At 52.8% G+C, this 16,880-nt stretch carries 16 protein-coding genes and 2 pseudogenes; 7 read left to right on the top strand and 11 right to left on the bottom strand.

The window, feature by feature from the left end; genetic code table 11:
* Positions 1-137: 137 nt before the first annotated feature.
* On the bottom strand, positions 138-1,196 hold the full coding sequence (locus tag CD000_RS16640; RefSeq protein WP_011232740.1) for a BtaManbiosPhlase: 1,059 nt from the start codon (positions 1,194-1,196) through the stop codon (positions 138-140).
* Positions 1,197-1,198: 2 nt separating this feature from the next.
* On the bottom strand, positions 1,199-2,146 hold the full coding sequence (locus CD000_RS16635) for an MTP-1 family protein (protein WP_096226082.1): 948 nt from the start codon (positions 2,144-2,146) through the stop codon (positions 1,199-1,201).
* Positions 2,147-2,550: 404 nt separating this feature from the next.
* Between CD000_RS16635 and CD000_RS16625 the strand changes: the two are divergent.
* Positions 2,551-2,751, top strand: a pseudogene (locus CD000_RS16625) (substrate-binding domain-containing protein); the annotation flags it as partial.
* 39 nt (positions 2,752-2,790) lie between these two features.
* On the opposite strand, the gene CD000_RS16620 reads toward CD000_RS16625, so the two are convergent.
* The gene (locus tag CD000_RS16620; RefSeq protein WP_061580620.1) at positions 2,791-3,672 is read right to left on the bottom strand and encodes an Rpn family recombination-promoting nuclease/putative transposase; all 882 of its coding nucleotides are present in this window, start codon (positions 3,670-3,672) and stop codon (positions 2,791-2,793) included.
* Positions 3,673-3,872: 200 nt separating this feature from the next.
* The gene (locus CD000_RS16615; RefSeq protein ID WP_096226081.1) at positions 3,873-4,805 is read right to left on the bottom strand and encodes a DMT family transporter; all 933 of its coding nucleotides are present in this window, start codon (positions 4,803-4,805) and stop codon (positions 3,873-3,875) included.
* Positions 4,806-5,099: 294 nt separating this feature from the next.
* On the opposite strand from CD000_RS16615, the gene CD000_RS16610 reads away from it, so the two are divergent.
* Positions 5,100-5,573: a hypothetical protein gene (locus CD000_RS16610; RefSeq protein ID WP_096226080.1), complete on the top strand. Its 474-nt coding sequence runs from the start codon at positions 5,100-5,102 to the stop codon at positions 5,571-5,573.
* Between the two features lie 42 nt (positions 5,574-5,615).
* Here the strand turns inward: CD000_RS16610 and CD000_RS16605 are convergent, their stop codons facing one another.
* The gene (locus CD000_RS16605) at positions 5,616-5,819 is read right to left on the bottom strand and encodes a hypothetical protein (protein WP_096226079.1); all 204 of its coding nucleotides are present in this window, start codon (positions 5,817-5,819) and stop codon (positions 5,616-5,618) included.
* Positions 5,820-6,060: 241 nt separating this feature from the next.
* On the opposite strand from CD000_RS16605, the gene CD000_RS16595 reads away from it, so the two are divergent.
* Together CD000_RS16595 and CD000_RS16590 are read left to right on the top strand one after the other, a co-directional pair.
* The gene (locus CD000_RS16595) at positions 6,061-6,558 is read left to right on the top strand and encodes a L,D-transpeptidase family protein (RefSeq protein WP_096226077.1); all 498 of its coding nucleotides are present in this window, start codon (positions 6,061-6,063) and stop codon (positions 6,556-6,558) included.
* A 170-nt stretch (positions 6,559-6,728) separates the two neighbouring features.
* A complete protein-coding gene (locus CD000_RS16590) occupies positions 6,729-7,634 on the top strand; it encodes an RpnC/YadD family protein (protein ID WP_096226076.1) in 906 nt (301 codons plus the stop codon).
* 330 nt (positions 7,635-7,964) lie between these two features.
* Here the strand turns inward: CD000_RS16590 and CD000_RS16580 are convergent, their stop codons facing one another.
* Positions 7,965-9,731, bottom strand: a complete 1,767-nt coding sequence (locus CD000_RS16580; RefSeq protein WP_096226075.1) for a GmrSD restriction endonuclease domain-containing protein — start codon at positions 9,729-9,731, stop codon at positions 7,965-7,967.
* Between the two features lie 253 nt (positions 9,732-9,984).
* Between CD000_RS16580 and CD000_RS16575 the strand changes: the two genes are divergently transcribed.
* The 3 genes and pseudogenes from CD000_RS16575 (at position 9,985) to tagU (ending at position 13,373) form a co-directional block, all read left to right on the top strand.
* On the top strand, positions 9,985-10,437 hold the full coding sequence (locus tag CD000_RS16575) for an N-acetyltransferase (protein WP_096226074.1): 453 nt from the start codon (positions 9,985-9,987) through the stop codon (positions 10,435-10,437).
* A 611-nt stretch (positions 10,438-11,048) separates the two neighbouring features.
* Positions 11,049-12,181 (top strand): annotated as a pseudogene (locus CD000_RS16570) (IS4 family transposase).
* 253 nt (positions 12,182-12,434) lie between these two features.
* The gene (tagU, locus tag CD000_RS16565; protein WP_096226073.1) at positions 12,435-13,373 is read left to right on the top strand and encodes a polyisoprenyl-teichoic acid--peptidoglycan teichoic acid transferase TagU; all 939 of its coding nucleotides are present in this window, start codon (positions 12,435-12,437) and stop codon (positions 13,371-13,373) included.
* 336 nt (positions 13,374-13,709) lie between these two features.
* Here tagU and CD000_RS16560 read toward each other — a convergent pair whose 3' ends face one another.
* The 5 genes from CD000_RS16560 to CD000_RS16540 all read right to left on the bottom strand — a co-directional run bounded on the left by CD000_RS16560 (position 13,710) and on the right by CD000_RS16540 (position 16,712).
* Positions 13,710-14,075: a hypothetical protein gene (locus tag CD000_RS16560; protein ID WP_044741407.1), complete on the bottom strand. Its 366-nt coding sequence runs from the start codon at positions 14,073-14,075 to the stop codon at positions 13,710-13,712.
* 142 nt (positions 14,076-14,217) lie between these two features.
* Positions 14,218-14,655: a 3-hydroxyacyl-ACP dehydratase FabZ gene (fabZ, locus tag CD000_RS16555; RefSeq protein ID WP_096226072.1), complete on the bottom strand. Its 438-nt coding sequence runs from the start codon at positions 14,653-14,655 to the stop codon at positions 14,218-14,220.
* A 33-nt stretch (positions 14,656-14,688) separates the two neighbouring features.
* Positions 14,689-15,030 (bottom strand): DNA-directed RNA polymerase subunit beta, encoded by a 342-nt coding sequence (locus CD000_RS16550; protein WP_096226071.1) that lies wholly within the window; start codon positions 15,028-15,030, stop codon positions 14,689-14,691.
* An 11-nt stretch (positions 15,031-15,041) separates the two neighbouring features.
* Positions 15,042-15,863 (bottom strand): flagellar hook-basal body protein, encoded by an 822-nt coding sequence (locus CD000_RS16545; protein WP_096226070.1) that lies wholly within the window; start codon positions 15,861-15,863, stop codon positions 15,042-15,044.
* Positions 15,864-15,881: 18 nt separating this feature from the next.
* Positions 15,882-16,712: a flagellar hook-basal body protein gene (locus tag CD000_RS16540; RefSeq protein ID WP_096226069.1), complete on the bottom strand. Its 831-nt coding sequence runs from the start codon at positions 16,710-16,712 to the stop codon at positions 15,882-15,884.
* Between the last annotated feature and the right edge of the window lie 168 nt (positions 16,713-16,880).

Below are 16,880 nucleotides of genomic sequence, written 5' to 3'. Positions count from 1 at the left end.
AAGAAACGAAACGACGCAATGAGCGTTGAACGCTCTCCCACCTGCGCTCACGGTATGTTCGCGGCAAACCAAAAAAGAAACGCCCGGCCATCCAGGCGTTTCCGTTCTTACACCGCAACGTGCGGGCAACTTCGCTTTCATACTTTCACAAGCGAATCCAAAATCTCGTCCAACTTCAGCTCGACGCACGCCATCGACGTATCGGCGGCGCCGTAATACATTTTCACAACATCGCCGTCAACAAGCGCCCCGCATGAGAACACGACGCGGCCGAAAAAGCCGTTCACCTCATAATCCGCTTCCGGCTCAACAAGCGGCCGCTCCGAGCGGGCGATAACTTTTGCCGGGTCGTTCAAATCGAGCAGCACCGCCCCCATGCAATAGCGGTGGTCATCCGACGCCCCGTGGTACAACTCGAGCCAGCCGTGCTCCGTTTTGATCGGCACCGCCCCGCCGCCGATGCGGGCGCTGTCCCACTTTCCTTCGCGCAGACCGAACAAAAAGCGGTGATTCCCCCAATGAAGCAGATTCTCCGACTCCGCGATCCACACCTCGGGGCGGCCGTTGCTTCGCGGCACTGGGCGATGGAGAGCGTAATATTTGCCGTTGATCTTCTCCGGAAAAATGAGCACATCTTTATTTTCCGGAGCGAAAATCATGCCGTGGTGCGTCACCGTCCGGAAATCCGTTGTGGACACCATCGCCTCGCCGACTCCTTTTGGTGAGACGGCGCTGAAATAAATGTAATACGTGCCGTCAATGTACGTAATGCGCGGATCTTCAATACCAAATGTCTCGAGCTCATTCGATGGATAGACGAACGGGCGGTCGTCGATCGTAAACCGCCGCCCGTCTTGACTCCGGGCGAGGCGCAAATAGGAGAGCGACGTCAAATACAAAAACCGCTCCGCCCCCGCCTCTTTGATCACCCGAGGATCGGAAAAATCATAGCGCGGATCGTCTTTGCGAAATTCGTAAACATCGACCTTCCCCGTCTCTGGGTTCCATACCGGTGCTTTCACGATGTTCGGGTCATCCGACATCGGCCGCTCCGCCACCCGAAGAAGCAGCAACACTTCCCCTTGAAATTTCGCCACCCCAGCGTTAAACGCCCCGATCACTTCAAACCCGTCGTGGTGCGGCGGCACATCGTTCGGTGTAATCAGCGGGTTTTCTTCGTAGCGGTAAAGGTGCATCGTCACCCCTGCCTTTCGTATTTCGTAAATGGATCAACGATTGTTAGTTTTTGCGCTTCTGCGTCACTTGTTCCAGCGTAAAAATCGGCCGTGCCGTCCCCTTTGCGAATCAGTCCGCCGCTAAACACGACATCCGCCAAATCCGGACGCTTCGCCGGGCCATCGAGGAAATGGGCTCTTGTGGCGATCAACTCCATGTCCGACGCTTCCCCCGTATCTGGATTGAACGCAAACACCATCGGATAATAATGACGGTTCCGCTCCTGATCGAAACAAGCGATATGGCCCAAGACGCCGACGAGCCCATTGTCAAGCAAATGAACCTCATTGGCGCCGCCCCATTCTTCATCCGAAAATTGGCCGTCAATGAGCGGAGCCTTCTCAATCGCCTCCACCGTCAACTCATCGAGCGCACCGATGCGGGTGAAGCCGATTTTTCCGCGTCCGCCTTTTTCCCCTTGCGGACGGGTGAAGACCCCAACCGACCCATCCCGAAGCTCGACAAGACGAATGTCTTTCATCCCGTCGGGACCGGTGAAAAAATGCGCCAATTCATTGATCGTTTTTCCGCGGTAAAACACCGTCCGCCAATACAACTTCCCGTGAAGCACGGGATGCGGAAACGTCTCCACGCCGCCAAACACGAGATGCCCGTGCACCCGCGAAACAAACGGATCCTGCAAGGCAAACACCGGCGCCCCTTCCCGCGGCACCCATGTCCCTTCACGCTCGACGAAAAAGTATACTTCTGATTGCTCGCTGTCTCTTGCCTCCACCCGTCCGGCAATGACCCACTCGCCATCGTCTTCAAACGGCGCGGAAATGTTGTACACATCCCGCCCCCCAACGCCGGCAAACACGAGCTTCTCCACCCGAAGCGGCTGAGGAGCACGCTGAAATTCCTCAAGCAGTGTCTGGCATGTTTTCATCGTCGGCGTCCTTGTCTGCATCACGTCTCTCCCTGCTCCCTCTTCCTATCATGATGTTTTTATTATTTTAATATGAACTGCATGCCTTCTGTGAACTACCCGCCACCTATGCTTCGCTTAGAGGTGGAGGCTTCAAGCGACTTGTGCGTGTTCGCCGAACGGTAAGCCACACACAAGAACCCTTTACGCTTCCCTTCGTTCCGAAGGTGTCCGTTCTAGCCATATTCTATCCTATTCGTTGGCTAACGCCAACCGACATTCATCTCCCACCTACTCACTGGGTTACACCCTTCGCGTTCCTTGAGGTGGGAGACTTCTTTCGGAAATCCGATAAAACGAAGGGTACAGCATCGGAATCGTCACGTGCCAAACCCGCTTCCAGCCAATCGCTCCGTCAATTTCCACCGCTTCATACACTTCTTTCGTGCAGCTTTGACAACGGGCAGCTGTCGCAAATCGCGACGCCGAAAATCACGACCGTCGACATCGACCTGAAGCGCTACGGCAAACGAGCAGTGGAATTGTTGCGATGGCGGTGGGACAACCCGAACGAACCTTTTCAGGAAGTGCTATTGTCTACGAAACTGATCAAACGGGAATCCACAGCAACAAAACCAACGCGCTAGGGCGGGGCTGGCCTTTTGCCCCGCCTGTTTGATTTCCATTCACTTGAAGCCGCTTTGTTTCATTTCCTCAATCTCCGCCACAGACAATCCGGTCAGTTCGTGAATCGTCTGCGCATCAAACCCTTTCATCAACATCCGTTTCGCAATGTGCCGTTTTTCTTGTTCCGCTCCCTCTTTGCGTCCTTCCTCCCGACCTCGAATTTTTCCCTTTTGCTCATATGAGATGATCAATTCCAGCACGCGTTCTTTTTCTTTCGTCTCCATTTGTTCCACCTCGCTTCGAAGCTGTTGTTCTTCTTCATCGGACAGCTTCACATACGTTTCAAAAAAGCCCATCAACAAACGCTGTCTTGCCTCGTCTAGCTCGAGACGCACCAACATGCGCAAAAATTGCTTTTTCAGTTCCACTCGTTCACTTTCAGTATACCCCATTTTGCTAAGCAGCGCAGCCGCCACCGGGTTGTCGGTGCGGATGAATTGGCGCCAGTTTTGCTTTCGCAACTCCACGTGGAAAAAGCGAAAGTCAAGCACATCGCCAAACGGAAAGGAGAGCGTGAACGAAGAGGGTTCATCTCGGATGGCATCATAGCTGAAGACGGCAATCGGAATGATCGGAGTGCGGTATTTTTCAAACAAGCGGCTGAAGTAAAGAAACATTCTTTCTGGAAATGACGATTGAACGTACGCTTGGTTTTCTACGTGAACAATGATCAATCCGTCTTTTCCTTTGAACTTCGTCTCGACGAGCAGGTCAACGCGGTACTTCTCCCCAGCCGTTACGTCCGTAAACAGCTCTTCGGACAAAAACGACAAATGGTTGAAATCAATATGCTCGTGCATATCCGGAAAGAAGAGAAGCACAAATTCCTCAAAAAACGTCTGCAACAACTCCTTGAACAACCGGTCGTGATCGATCGCCATACATTCACCTCACACGAATACGTTTCGTATTCTCTTTTTCGACATCATCAAGCAAAATCCTGCCGATGGCACAAAAATGGCCGTCCCTTTTCAAGAAGAGACAGCCAAGACGCCAACCGCAATGTGAATCCCTTATTCCTGGAACTATAAATGTTCCGCCACTTGCACGCAAGGCCGAAAAGCACGGGATGCCAAGGCGGCTACATCCCCGCCTTCCTTCCCCCAGCCGCCACTTTCGCCCGGCGGAAACGGGCGACCACATCATCCATCCCCCCGCTGCCGAACAACACGCCCACGACGATGAAAAGAAAACCAGCCAGCTGCATCGGCGAAATCGGCTCGCCCAGCAGCCAATGCGCCCCAAGAAGCGAAAAAAACGGATTGAGATTGATGAACACCGCCGACTCCGCGGGCCCGAGGTGCTGCACGGCCTGATTGTAAAACATATGGCCGAGCGCCGTCGCGACGACCGCCGAAGCAAGGAAAATCATCCAAAGCGGAAGCGTGCCTTCTTTCAAACTCGATAGGCCGCTCGGCTCGAGCACGAGGCTTAAGACAAACAGCCAAAGCGACCCGAAGACAAGCATCCACCCAGTCATCAACCGCGCCTCGACCGTCGCTTTTTTGATCATAATAAAGCTGATCCCTTGCGCCAAAACAGCCAAAAAGACGTACACATCCCCAATGGACAAATGGCCAAGGCCCCCGTCGCCGCTCGCCACAACAAACACGACGCCAAAAAACCCAAGCGCAATGCCAAGCAGCCGAAACAACGTCGGCCGCTGGCCTAAAAACACGATCGCCAACAGCGCCGTCACAAGCGGCACAAGCCCTAACACAAGACCCGCATTCACCGCTGTCGTCCTCGCAATTCCCAACGCTAAAAAGAAGTGATGGGCCACGACGCTGAACAAGGCGGCCACGCCAATCTGTTTCGCCTCCTTCCAACTGACTCGTTCCAGCTTGCCGATCCCCCATAAAAACAAAAGCACGACCAACCCGGCCGTTAGAATGCGCAGCGCTGTCAACGCGACGGGCGAAAAATGCTCCACAAGAATTTTCAACGCCGTCACGTTCAAGCCCCAAGCAACCATAATGGCGACCAACAGCGCATAAATAAATGATTTCCGCATCGCTCTCTACCTCTCCTGCATCTCTGTTTTCAGCGGAACGGCAAAGGAAAAACGGAGCCCTAAACGCTCCGCCTTTTCACCCGCCTCCAAATAGGACAAACCACCGTTTCTCACGCTAGTGCATCATTTCCAACAACTTCTGCCATCCATTTTACTACACTCTGATGAATTTTTTGACTAAAAAATGCGGCCGTATGTCTATCCTGTGACACATGCCACGGCGCTTCCGCCCTTTCCCTGCCCATATCCGCCGCCCATCGTGCATATGGTATAACAGAGAGGAGAGAAGACCCCATGTTTCCACGCTACCGTCAAAAAACGATCCGAGCCAGAGCTGGGGTGGCGGTTCTCACTGCCGCCGCCGTGTTGGTGGCGATTTTGACCCTGTTTCTTTCGAACGAACGAAATGAGGCGAAGGAAATCGTGGACACGTTTTACCGCTATGAACAGGCAGGGGATTTTGGCAGCTCTTGGGAGCTGTTTCACCCGTTCATGAAAAAGAAATTCCCAAAAGACGTCTACATCCAGCGCCGTGCCCACGTCTTTATGCAAGACTTCGGCGTCGAGACGTTTGACTACCGCATCGATGAGGTGGAAAACCTGTCGTCATGGTCGATGTCTGATGAGAACAAACCGCTTCACGACGTGTATCGCGTCCGCGTCATTCAGACGTTCCATAGCGCTTTTGGCGTGTTCGAAATCCATCAAGACGTCTTCGTCGCCAAAGAAAAAGGGGAAAAGAACATTTTGTTCCCTTACCGCCCGTAACCCCAACATCGACGCGGCCCCGATATCGAACGGGCGCCGCTTTCACCGTTCCTTCCATTCCTCAGTGATCTCAAGCGTCCGATTCATGCCGACATTGTATATCAACAGCTTAAGCAAGTTTTCCCGCTCCTCTTTCGTAAAAGAGAGAGCACCGTCCATAATCTCAAGCGGGACAGGGGAAAGCTCGGCATACAGCTCATCATCAACCTTCTGTCCTTCCTCTGGTTTTAGGACAAACGTTCTCATTCACGCCCTCTTCCTTTTTCCCCTACACGTTTTGACAAGAAACACCCGTTAGGCAACGCTCCCTGTCAAGTATAGACTAACGCACAGCGCGTTCATGCGCCTGGCGGCCGCACGGTATTCCCATGCCATGCGCATGAGACTCTCTTCCCATTTGAGCAACCTCATCCGAATCTTCTCATACACTAATGTATCATCAATCGGAGCTGGTTTCTCCATCCAGCGAAAAAAGGAGCGAACTGCCATGTACGCACATATCGTCAAACGTGGGGAAACGATCGCCTCCATCGCCCGCGACTACCGCACATCTGTTGAGGCGCTCCTTCGCGCCAATGGGTTGACCGCCGCGTCCGTCATCTTCCCTGGCCAAGGGATCGTCATCCCCCACCTTCCGCCGAAAGGATCGATTCCCTACACGATCCACATTTCGATCAGCCGCCGCCAGCTGACGTTAAAACACCAAGGGCGGACGATCCGCACGTATCCGATCGGCGTCGGGAAAATGGTCACCGCCACCCCCGTCGGCGACTTTGTCATCGTCAACCGCCAGCCAAACCCAGGCGGTCCGTTCGGCGCCATGTGGCTCAGCTTATCCAAAGTCCATTACGGCATCCACGGCACGAACGACCCGTCCTCGATCGGCAAATACGTATCCAAAGGCTGCATCCGCATGCACAACAAAGACGTTCTCGAGCTCGCCTCCATCGTCCCGAACGGAACGGAGGTGTTCATCCGTCCGTGAGGGCAAAACAGCACCATTCATCCGTCTGTTCTGAGTCACAACCCGTTTTATTTTTCAAGAAGATGTCATTCACTCCCACCGAACGAACACCGTGTTCCCGCTCACGATGGCAGCTGACAATCGATCGGGCAAGTAGTATAATTAGGTCAAAAGCGAATGGAGTGAAGACGATGCCAGGCGGGATCTCGCATCACGCCAAAGACATTTTGTTCAAATCACTCAGCGCATTGTACCAAAACCAAGCCCTCGATGTATACGGACTTCACGGACTCCCGCGGATCAAAGCACTGCTTCCAAACGAATTTCCGTCTGTTCGGGCGGATGAACGGCGCGCCGACACCGTGTTTCTTCTCGAAGACGATTCCATTTTGCTTCTGGAATACGAAAGCAACGAACGATTTCTCGACAACCATTTGAAGTATCTCGATTATGCCTGTCGGCTCCTCCACACATACTATCAACAGGAAAAACGAATCCGTCCGGTTCGCATTGTGGTCATTTACACAAGCGATGTCACGAGCGCCCGCGAACAGCTTGACGCCGGCGATGTGTTTCTTTCATCCAAAGCGGTGTTGCTTGGCGAATTCAACGGCGATGCGATTTTCCATGCCATTGAAGAAAAAGTCCACAACGGCGAACCGCTCACTCCGGAAGAAACGATGAAACTCATCCTCGTGCCGCTCATGCACACCCGCTTCGACCGGCAAACGATGATCGAAAAAACGATCGAGCTGGCGAAAGCGATCGGCGACGAACCGAAACAGCTGCACATCATCGCTGGCGTTCTGACCGCCACAGACAAATTCATCGACCGGTCATACGCCGAAAAAGTAAAGGAGTGGATCAAAATGAACAAAGTGTTTCGCCTGTTAGTCGAAGAACTTGAACAAGAAAGAGAAGAAATGTTGAAGAAAGTGATGCAGGAAAAAGAGCAAGCGGTTAAGCAAGCCGAAAAACAGAAAGCCATTGAAATCGCCAAAAACTTCCTTGATGTCTTGCCCATCCACGAAGTGGCGAAACGAACCGGCCTGACCGTCGCCGAAGTCGCCGACCTTGCAAAGGAAATGGACAAATAGGCAGCACAAAAGAGCCGCAACCGCGCGGCTCTTTTCATGCCCTCTCCCCAACGATAACAAGTGCCTTTTTCCGTCCCCCTACCCCTGCACAGCTTCCGATCCAAACGAACTTCGCATATCGGCCAGTTGCACCGCCAGTTTTTCCAATTCATAAATATTCTATTTCCATTTGTCTGCTGTCCAGCAGCCAATGTATCTGTTCCTGTTTTTCCACCAAGTTTTCCCCCTTTGATCTCCCTGCGAATACGTCGTTCCAAGGCATTTGTTCCTTTTCCTTGAAACTTGAAATATAAACCAAAACCTCTCCCCTACAACATCCTCCCGTCCCGCTCACTCCACTTTCTTACCCATCACCCGCTCGATCATCGCAAGCAGAGCCAGCCTTCTTTTTTCAAAAAACTGGTCAAAATCATCCGCTCTTATCGATGCCACATCAATGACATGCGTTTGCAGGATGTCATCCAACACCGCTGCCGAAACGCCGTTCCTCTCCTCCAATTTCTTCAAATATACACTTGGAGCATCACGGCCAATCATCCGATTCGTTTTATAGGACAATGGGGTTTTATTCATAATGCAATCGTACTTCGCTTTCTCAATCCCCCGTTTTTCGCAATAGTCACGAGGGAAAATATGGTGAATATCAATCGATTCGCCGTAATACGTCTGAATATCGATCGGCACCCCAGATAAGAAATCCCGCGCCCCTTCCCTCATGAGCAATGCGTGCAACCCTTTATAAGCGGCGCTGTTTCGCGTGCGCAGCGTGAAGAGGCGATCAGCGGCGAAATGGGCATCCCGCACCGTCGTCGGCTCCGCACCGCCGCGAATCCATTCGACGACTTCCACCACGTCACGGGCAATCCGCGTCTCCGTCGCTCCTCCATACAATTCACCCAATACACCGCACCAATACCAACGGGCGATTCGGTCACGGACACAAACATTGTGCGCCTCTTTTCCCAGCTCGACAAAAATGGCCGCCAGCGGGATCAACTGGGTGCCGTACGGCAAGTCGCGCGCGGAAAACACATGTTGCTCATGCAAAAATTGAGCCGCCTGAATAAACCCTTCCGTCACCCGATCCGCCCATCTTTGGTAATCCGCCAACGTCAGCTGCAAGATGTCGCGCCGCTTGCAGCTGACCGCCACACCCTCCCCCGCTTTTCGTCGATTGTACGTGGCCAACAACGCAACTGCCTGCAGGAAGTCGGTGCTGCTGATATCGGCCAACACTTTGTTGTAAATTTCTCCAGATCTCTTTAATTTTGCTTCCTTCTTTTCCCAATCATTCCTCAGCTTGAAATCTTCCGCCGCAAATGTGGCGGTAAGAAGCTCGAAGACGGTCAGAGAGACGCCCCCCGTGTTTACATTCTCAAAAACTTGGCAAACCGCCTCTTTCGGAGTCGGCTTCCGAAGCATAATAACAGGCACTTGATATTGCTGAAAACGGGGAAATACGTCCGTCATGAGCTTTTGCCACTTCAATGACCGTTCCGCAATTTTCGTTGAATCCGAAAAATAGCGCGTCTGCCACGCCAACAACCCCGCAGGATCGAAAAGCAAATTCACCGGAAGCATTCCCGCTTCGCATTCTTTCTCCAAGTCAGAACAATCAAGAACAACCCTCCCTCCCGGTCCGCGAATGATCCGGTCTTCCGGAACACTGACGATCGTCTCTTCTCGGTCGACGTTCGGATCTAACATTTTGTCAATGTCAATATAGTAGAACCGTTTGATTGCCTTGTCTCTCTTGTCTCTTGTCGCTACAGGCGCTTTCAATTTCAATGATTGAAACAACGCCGTCAGCCGCTGTTGACCGTCAAGAATCAGCCGTTCCGGTTCCACTTGGTTCACGTTATCGACCCCTTCGATCGGCCTTGAGGCAAAACGGACATTCGGATTTCCCGTCTGGAGCATCATCACCGCACCGATCGGATAAGAGAGAGAAACACTGATCAACAAATTCCGAATCCGCTCGTCATCCCAAACCCAGCCTCTCTGAAAATCAGGAAGCTGTGTTCGACATTCCTGAATGCTTTCAAGCAAATCAAGCAAACTTTCGACCGTACTATCAAACGTGGTAATCGTGCTCATATCCTTCCCCCTCGTTTCATGAAAAACCCTACACTTCCATACGATTCAATCGACCAATATGCCATCATCCAATGCATATTCCTGTTGCTTTCCAAAAAACACTTTATTCTTTCGACAATGGCATTCTTGTTCCTCCTGCCGCGCAGCGTTTGACAGAAACATCCCCCAGCCAACGAAAATCCGTATTTGAATATAAAAACAAAATATTGTATATTTATAAATATACAATGACGATTGATCGCGAGGGATCCCAATGCAAATCGACCATGCCGTCACGAGCGATGTCAAAGACATGCACGCGCTCATCCAACACTATGCAAAAAAAGGACTCGTGCTGCCCCGCTCGCTGCTGTCCATCTACCAGCACTTGCAATGCATGTATGTCGCCAGGGAGAACAGCCAAATCGTCGGCACCGCCGGGCTGCATATCCTAGGGCACGATCTCGGGGAAGTGCGTTCGCTCGTCGTATCTCCTGAACATATGGGGAAAGGAATCGGCCGCCTGCTCGTTGAACATATTGCGAACGAAGCGGCCAGACTCGGGGTGAAGCGGTTAATCTCCTTCACGTACCAAGTGGAGTTTTTTCGAAAATGCGGGTTTGAGATCGTGGACAAATCAACACTGCCGGAAAAAGTGTGGATTGATTGCGTCAACTGCCCGAAACTGGACTGTTGCGATGAAACGGCGATGATAAAATACATTTGATCCCCTCCCACCCGCATCACGGGGAAGGGGGAGATCCCTTGGAAAAACCTTTTCCCTTCGCTGTTTCGTTCTCCATACCCTTCACTAGAAAAGCGAATGTTCGAAACTGACAAGCCATCTTTTTTATGCCCTGAAGTTCCGCGGCTGCGCAGAACGGTTGTGTTCGTTTTGCATCAAACATCAGCCCTGCCCCCCCATTCAGGAGGAGATAATGCGCGTTTGTTTCAATTGTTCAATCAAATGTTGCACCTCATATTTTGCAACCTTTGCATAATATACAAAAAATAACGAAAATATTCGCATAAAATCAAGTCCTAATGTTTATGTCAAATACGGCTCCCATCCAGTGCACTTAAGCTCTAGAAAATAGAACCGCTTTGCCCCCGGCTCGTGCGCCCCAGCCGCATTAAAGTAGCGAAAGATGATATAGTTGAGTCCATGCCAGAGGCAAAATCGGCCAAAACTAATGGATTTGTTCGTTAATCATATGAAAATTAATATTCACCGGCAGGCGTGTTGATTATCCAATAAAATCCAAAGGGTATAGAAAAAAGAGCACCTTTCCTGTAGAATGTGAGTAACGACACAAACAAACCCAGGAGGTGCTCTCTATGAACAAGCATACCACACTCCCGAATTTGATGCAAAAACTTGTTTCGGATGAAGAGATTCAACGGATTGCCGAAGCGGTTGGGGATCGTGATTCGTCTCGAACCTTTCCGTTGCGCGAGTGGATTCACTTCTTCCTGCTGGCCGCCATGCATCAATGGAAAAGCTTTCGCCACGGAGCCGATGTGGGGCCTCTGTATGGATTGCCGCGATTCCATTATTCCACAGTATCCAAGAAAGCGAAAGAAGTTCCCTATGACATCATGAAACGCTTGTTGGCGTTGATCATTTCCAAGTGCAACCGCCAAACCCGCCGTTCGCTTCGGTTTCCCAAACCGCTTCGGGTGGTGGATTCGACGACCGTCACGGTCGGGAAAAACCGCCTCCCATGGGCTCCGTATCACGGCGAACGCGCCGGAGTGAAGCTGCACGTCGCGTATTCGCCGGAATCCTCGTTGCCGGCAGACGTGGTGGAAACCATCGGACTGCGTCATGATGGCCCGGTGGGAGAACAGTTGACGAACGCTCAACAAGTGCTGGTGGAAGACCGGGCGTATGTCAAAATCGAACGCCTCGATCGATTTGTGGAGCAGCATCAGCTCTTTGTCATTCGAATGAAGGACAACATCGAACTTCATCAGAAAAAAGCTTGAAACGCCTTTCCAGCACATCTTCATCGGTTCAAGCCGACTTCACGTGCCAGTTGGGGACGAAACAATGCCGCTCCACCAAGCGTCACCGGGTCGTGATCTTTCGAGATGCGAATGGCCGCGACATTCGGGTCGTGACGAACCTCTTCCATGCGTCTGCGGAAACCATTGCCGACATGTACCAACAACGTTGGACCGTTGAAGTCTTTTTCCGCTGGGTAAAGCAATATCTGAATGTCCCAACCTTGTTTGGCACGACGGAAAATGCGGTATACAATCAGCTGTTTGGGGCGTTCATTGCGTATGTGTTGCTGCGATGGCTGTATGATCAAACCAAAAAACGGACGGACGTCTCTCTTTCCTTCATTTCGTTCGTTCGCCGTTTTTTCTCTGGGCAGCTTCCTCTCGATTGGAAATCCGGGATGGCCGCTGCTTTGTTTGAGTATGCCCAAATTTATGGAAGGCGTATGTATAATTTTGGATAATCAACACTCGTGATCGTGTGCCTATGAAATTTGGCGTTTTTTCCTAGGATCCGCATCACGAAACCCTTGATATAACAGCATTTTGGTCATTTCCATTTGCCTAAAATGACCTAAAAATTGTCGAACTCGGGGTATAAAATTTACAGATGGAGAGATTAGATAGAAGCCACTCACTGCTTCCGGTTGTTTTCTTATGACAAACACTCTATAATCGAGTTGATACAATCGAAAATTCTATAAAGGAAGAGTGTCGATGAGAACAAAGCGCCGAAAAAAGAAAAAATGGCTTCGATGGTTGCTCGGAATATGCGTCGTGTTGCTCATAGGAGGAGGAATATTCGCCTATTCGATTTACCATCATGTGAAACAGACGGCGAACCAAATGCACGAGAACGTCAACTGGAAGTCGGAGAAACGGAAAGAAGACGTTTCGTTTGAACGGAAAACGCCGATTTCCATTTTGTTGATCGGCGTTGATGAACGCAAAGGGGATCGCGGGCGCGCGGATACGCTGATTGTGATGACGGTGAATCCGAACAAGCAGTCGATTGACATGGTGAGCGTGCCGCGCGATACGAGAACGGAGATTATCGGAAAAGGGACGAAAGATAAAATCAACCACTCGTACGCCTTTGGCGGAGTGGAGATGACGATGGCGACGGTGGAACACTTTTTAGATATTCCCATTGACTACTACATTAAGGTCAACATGGAAAGCTTCCGCGACATCGTCGATGCGGTCGGCGGCGTGACGGTGAACAACCCGTTCGCGTTTACGTATGAAGGGACGCACTTTCCGAAAGGCGAGATTACGTTAAACGGCGATGAAGCGTTGAAATATTCGCGCATGCGGAAAGACGATCCGCGCGGCGATTTCGGGCGCCAGGACCGGCAAAAGCAGATCATTCAAGCGATTATTGAGAAAGGCGCCAGCTTCTCGTCGCTCACGAATTACAGCGATGTGCTCGCAGCGATCGGGAAAAACGTGAAAACGAACTTGACGTTTGAGGAAATGAAAGAGATTCAAGCGAATTACAAAGACGCCCGCAAGCACATTAAGCAGCTGCATATTACGGGACAAGGGACGAAAATCAATGGCATTTATTACTTGATCGTGCCAGAGAGCGAACGGCTGGCGATTTCGAATGAGTTGAAAGAGCATCTGGAGTTGAAGGCAACAGCGGCGAAGTAAATGAGACGCGCACCTTAAGAGGTGCGCGTTTTCATTGGGCGATGAAGTGCTTGGTGAGCTTTGTTCGGATCGTCCGATACCGTTCCGCGATGGGCGATTTTGGGTTGTCGACGGTGATCAGCTTCCGTTTCGCTTTTGTATCGTGCTTTCCTGTTTTACGAACCTATGGTTTCACCTCTTATTTACGGAATGGCGGCTTGGTGTTTCATGTTTTGATTTAAATCCACCACGATCATGCTGACAGCACCGAGCACCGTCAGTGTACTATAATCTGACAGAAATCGTTCCTAATTTCCACCAATCAAAAAAGCTGCCTGTTCGGCAGCTTCCATGCGGTTATTCGTCTTTATTGTCTTTGTCGTTAGCGTCTTGCGGATCTTCAATTGGGTCTTCGCGGTCCGGAACCGTATCGCGCTCATCGTCGCCCGGTCCGTTGTTCGTGTCGTCTCCCGGCGGGAGTTGATTGTTTTGGTTGTCGTTCAAATCATCATCGCGGTTGTCCGGGATGCCGTCATTGTCTTTGTCGTTGTCGACGTTATCGTTTTGGTTGATGTCATCGGCCGGGTTCACGTCTTGGTCGTTGACATCGTTTTGATTGTTGTTTGGCGGCGGCGGATTGTCGTTGTCGCCATTGCATCCAGCCGCTAAAAAGAGGGCGACGACGGCGCTGAACAGTTTGAACAGCAACGCCTTGTTTTTCATGGCACCTTCTCCTTTCTTCGTGTTGTTGTGACCTTATGTAAGACCGGTCCTTGTTTATCTTTCCCAGAAAGAAACTTTTCATTCGTTCGCTATATAGCGCAGCCGACAAAAAAAACGCGCTCCCCGAAGGAACGCGTTTTGTTCAGTCAGCTCGTTTGTCGCCAAGAGCGAACATCAACTCCGTTTCGCAGACGAGTTCGCCGTCGACGGTGGCGGTGCCTTTGCCTTTGCCGATGGCGCCGCGGGCGCGGAGGATTTCGACTTCCAAGCGGAGCTGGTCGCCCGGTTTGACTTGCTTTTTAAAACGGCAGTTGTCGATGCCGGCGAAGAAGGCGAGGCGGCCGCGGTTTTCCTCGCTTTGCAGGAGGACGACGGCGCCGACTTGGGCGAGCGCCTCGACGATCAATACGCCGGGCATGACCGGGTATTCCGGGAAATGGCCGGCGAAAAATGATTCGTTGGCGCTGACGTTTTTGATGCCGACGGCGCGCTTGCCTTCTTCGATTTCCAGAATGCGGTCGACAAGCAAAAACGGGTAGCGGTGCGGGATAATGGACTGGATTTGCTGGATGTCAAGCATGGACAAACTCCTTTCTCTCGTTTGGCGGCTTCATCAGCCGCGATCCGTTCCTTTCTCGACGATATCGATGATGTGCTTCCACGTGGACGGGCGGAATACATCGAGCGGCTTCCCATCGCCGATGGCGCTGTAGCCAACGACCGCGCCGGCGGCGAGGCTTAAGGCCATCGAGACGATCACGATGATCAGCCGAAGCCAGATCGGGATGAGCCGGGTGCGGACGAACCGGCGCGGCGCGGCCGCCTCCCCTTCCGGCGGAAGGGCTTTGGCTTCCGGTTCGGCGGGAGTCGGCGGGCTCTTTCTTACTCGGCCTTTCCGCCTCGCCATCCGGGAAGACGGCCGATGCATAGGTTCTTGATGCCTCTCGTCACTCATCGCGATCCTCCTTATGAGGAGCGCATGCCGTTAATCAGCCCGAGCATTTGTTCGGAGATGGAAATGGCGCGGGCGTTGAGCTGATACGCTCGGCTTGTCGCCATCAGGCCGACCATTTCCTCGCCAAGGTCGACGTTCGACTGTTCCAAAGCGCCTTGCTTGACGCCGATTTGGCCGCGCAAATTGCCGTTGAGCTCCCGAGCGGCGCCAGGGACATCCGGCAAGGTGAAGACGTTGTCGCCCTGGGCTTCGAGAAGCTGCGGACGGTCAATGGCGGTGACGCCAAGGTTCACGCGGGCAACAACCGCACCGCTGGCATCAGTGGCCGTCAGCGTCCCGGTTGGGGAGAGCTGAAAGCCGGTTGTGCCGGTGGGAAATTCGATGGGCCGATTCGCTTCATCGAGCACCGGGCGGCCGTCGCTTGTCACGAGGGCAAGACGCCCGTCCATAGGAGTGACAGAAAAGTTGCCAGCGCGGGTGTAGCCGATCGTTGTGTCACCGTTGGCATTGGCGACTTGAACGCGAAACCATTGGTTGGCGGCGGTGAAGGCGAAATCGAGCGCGCGGCCGGTCTCGACGAGCGTTCCTTGAGCAGACACAAGCATCGTCGAAGCGAGACGCGCCCCGTTGCCGTAGCGCACGCCCTCTGGCGTTTGCCGGGGCGCTTCGTCGTTCGGCAGGCGGTCGATTTGTTGGGTCAAGAGCTCGGCAAAGCTCGCTTCGCGCCGTTTAAAGCCGACGGTGTTGCTGTTGGCGATGTTGTGGCTGATCGTATCAAGCCGCTCTTGCAAGGCGTTCATCGTGTTGGCGGCGGTGAGCATCGAACGGAGCACGGGCTTGTCCCCCTTTCATCATTTCAGGCGGCCGACTTCGTTGACGGCCTTGTCCAAGCTGCGGTCGTACGCTTGGATGATTTTTTGGTTTGCTTCAAACGTTCGGTAAGCCGCGAGCAAGTCGGTCATCGTCCGCTCAATGTCGACGTTCGACCGCTCGAGAAAACGCTGTTTCACCGTATACGTCACATTGCCGGGCGCCTGCGGCAACGGCCCTGTCGTGCTGCGGAACAGGCCGTTTCCTTCCTTGATCAACGTTTGCGGATTGGCGGCGAATGCAACGCCGAGACGGGTGGCCGTCCCATTCTCATCGATGATCGTTCCATCGTCGCGGACGGCAAACCGCTCGCTTGAGAGCGGAATGCGCTCGCCATTGGCATCAAGCACATACCAGCCCTCTTGCGTCGTCAAGTAGCCGTCCGGGCTCAAGGTGAAATGACCGTTTCTTGTGTAGCGGACCTCCCCTTGACCGTTGGCGACGGCAAAAAACAGCGCGCCTCGCTGGCCGCTCGCCCGGTCGACGGGGACTTGTCCGTCCACAAGGGCGATATCGGTCGCCAAGCCGGTTTCTTTCACATCCCCTTGGCGGAAGTTCGGGATGAGTTCTTGCATATAGACGCCCGTAACGAGCGGCCCAATGACGGTTTGCGTCGGGATGGCGCGCCTTGAGGCGGTCGGGATCGGCTCGTCCTCGAGGCGGCTCATCAACAGTTCCGGAAACGCTCTCATCGCTCCTGCATCAGCTTTGTATCCCGGCGTTTCGGCGTTCGCCAAGTTGTTGGTCAGCATCTCGACGCGCCGCTCCTGGGCGAGCATGCCGCTCGCGGCGGTGTACAACCCTCTCAACATGACCAGCACCTCGCTTGTCCGATCGATCAGAAAAAGCCGCGGCCGCTCTTTGGGCAGCGGCGGATGGGGTGTTCCCTATGGTCAAGCGGGCGGCGCGTTGCCCTGCCGCTCCGCTCCTTTCCATTCCATCTTTCATTATAAGCGGGCAAGGGCAGCCGCGGCATCCCC

Source organism: Geobacillus sp. FJAT-46040, from assembly GCF_002335725.1.
Taxonomy (GTDB): domain Bacteria; phylum Bacillota; class Bacilli; order Bacillales; family Anoxybacillaceae; genus Geobacillus; species Geobacillus thermoleovorans.
Note: the sequence above shows the minus strand (reverse complement) of the source record. Positions and strands in the feature narration are given on the sequence as shown.

What these genes read in the sequence shown, in the direction of transcription:
- CD000_RS16615 (WP_096226081.1), bottom strand. Translation starts at nt 4,805, where the DNA reads ATGCGGAAATCATTTATTTATGCGCTGTTGGTCGCCATTATGGTTGCT.
- CD000_RS16550 (WP_096226071.1), bottom strand. Translation starts at nt 15,030, where the DNA reads ATGAGTGACGAGAGGCATCAAGAACCTATGCATCGGCCGTCTTCCCGG.
- CD000_RS16605 (WP_096226079.1), bottom strand. Translation starts at nt 5,819, where the DNA reads ATGAGAACGTTTGTCCTAAAACCAGAGGAAGGACAGAAGGTTGATGAT.
- CD000_RS16620 (WP_061580620.1), bottom strand. Translation starts at nt 3,672, where the DNA reads ATGGCGATCGATCACGACCGGTTGTTCAAGGAGTTGTTGCAGACGTTT.
- CD000_RS16590 (WP_096226076.1), top strand. Translation starts at nt 6,729, where the DNA reads ATGCCAGGCGGGATCTCGCATCACGCCAAAGACATTTTGTTCAAATCA.
- CD000_RS16580 (WP_096226075.1), bottom strand. Translation starts at nt 9,731, where the DNA reads ATGAGCACGATTACCACGTTTGATAGTACGGTCGAAAGTTTGCTTGAT.
- tagU (WP_096226073.1), top strand. Translation starts at nt 12,435, where the DNA reads ATGAGAACAAAGCGCCGAAAAAAGAAAAAATGGCTTCGATGGTTGCTC.
- CD000_RS16595 (WP_096226077.1), top strand. Translation starts at nt 6,061, where the DNA reads ATGTACGCACATATCGTCAAACGTGGGGAAACGATCGCCTCCATCGCC.
- CD000_RS16540 (WP_096226069.1), bottom strand. Translation starts at nt 16,712, where the DNA reads ATGTTGAGAGGGTTGTACACCGCCGCGAGCGGCATGCTCGCCCAGGAG.
- CD000_RS16640 (WP_011232740.1), bottom strand. Translation starts at nt 1,196, where the DNA reads ATGCACCTTTACCGCTACGAAGAAAACCCGCTGATTACACCGAACGAT.
- CD000_RS16610 (WP_096226080.1), top strand. Translation starts at nt 5,100, where the DNA reads ATGTTTCCACGCTACCGTCAAAAAACGATCCGAGCCAGAGCTGGGGTG.
- fabZ (WP_096226072.1), bottom strand. Translation starts at nt 14,655, where the DNA reads ATGCTTGACATCCAGCAAATCCAGTCCATTATCCCGCACCGCTACCCG.
- CD000_RS16575 (WP_096226074.1), top strand. Translation starts at nt 9,985, where the DNA reads ATGCAAATCGACCATGCCGTCACGAGCGATGTCAAAGACATGCACGCG.
- CD000_RS16560 (WP_044741407.1), bottom strand. Translation starts at nt 14,075, where the DNA reads ATGAAAAACAAGGCGTTGCTGTTCAAACTGTTCAGCGCCGTCGTCGCC.
- CD000_RS16635 (WP_096226082.1), bottom strand. Translation starts at nt 2,146, where the DNA reads ATGCAGACAAGGACGCCGACGATGAAAACATGCCAGACACTGCTTGAG.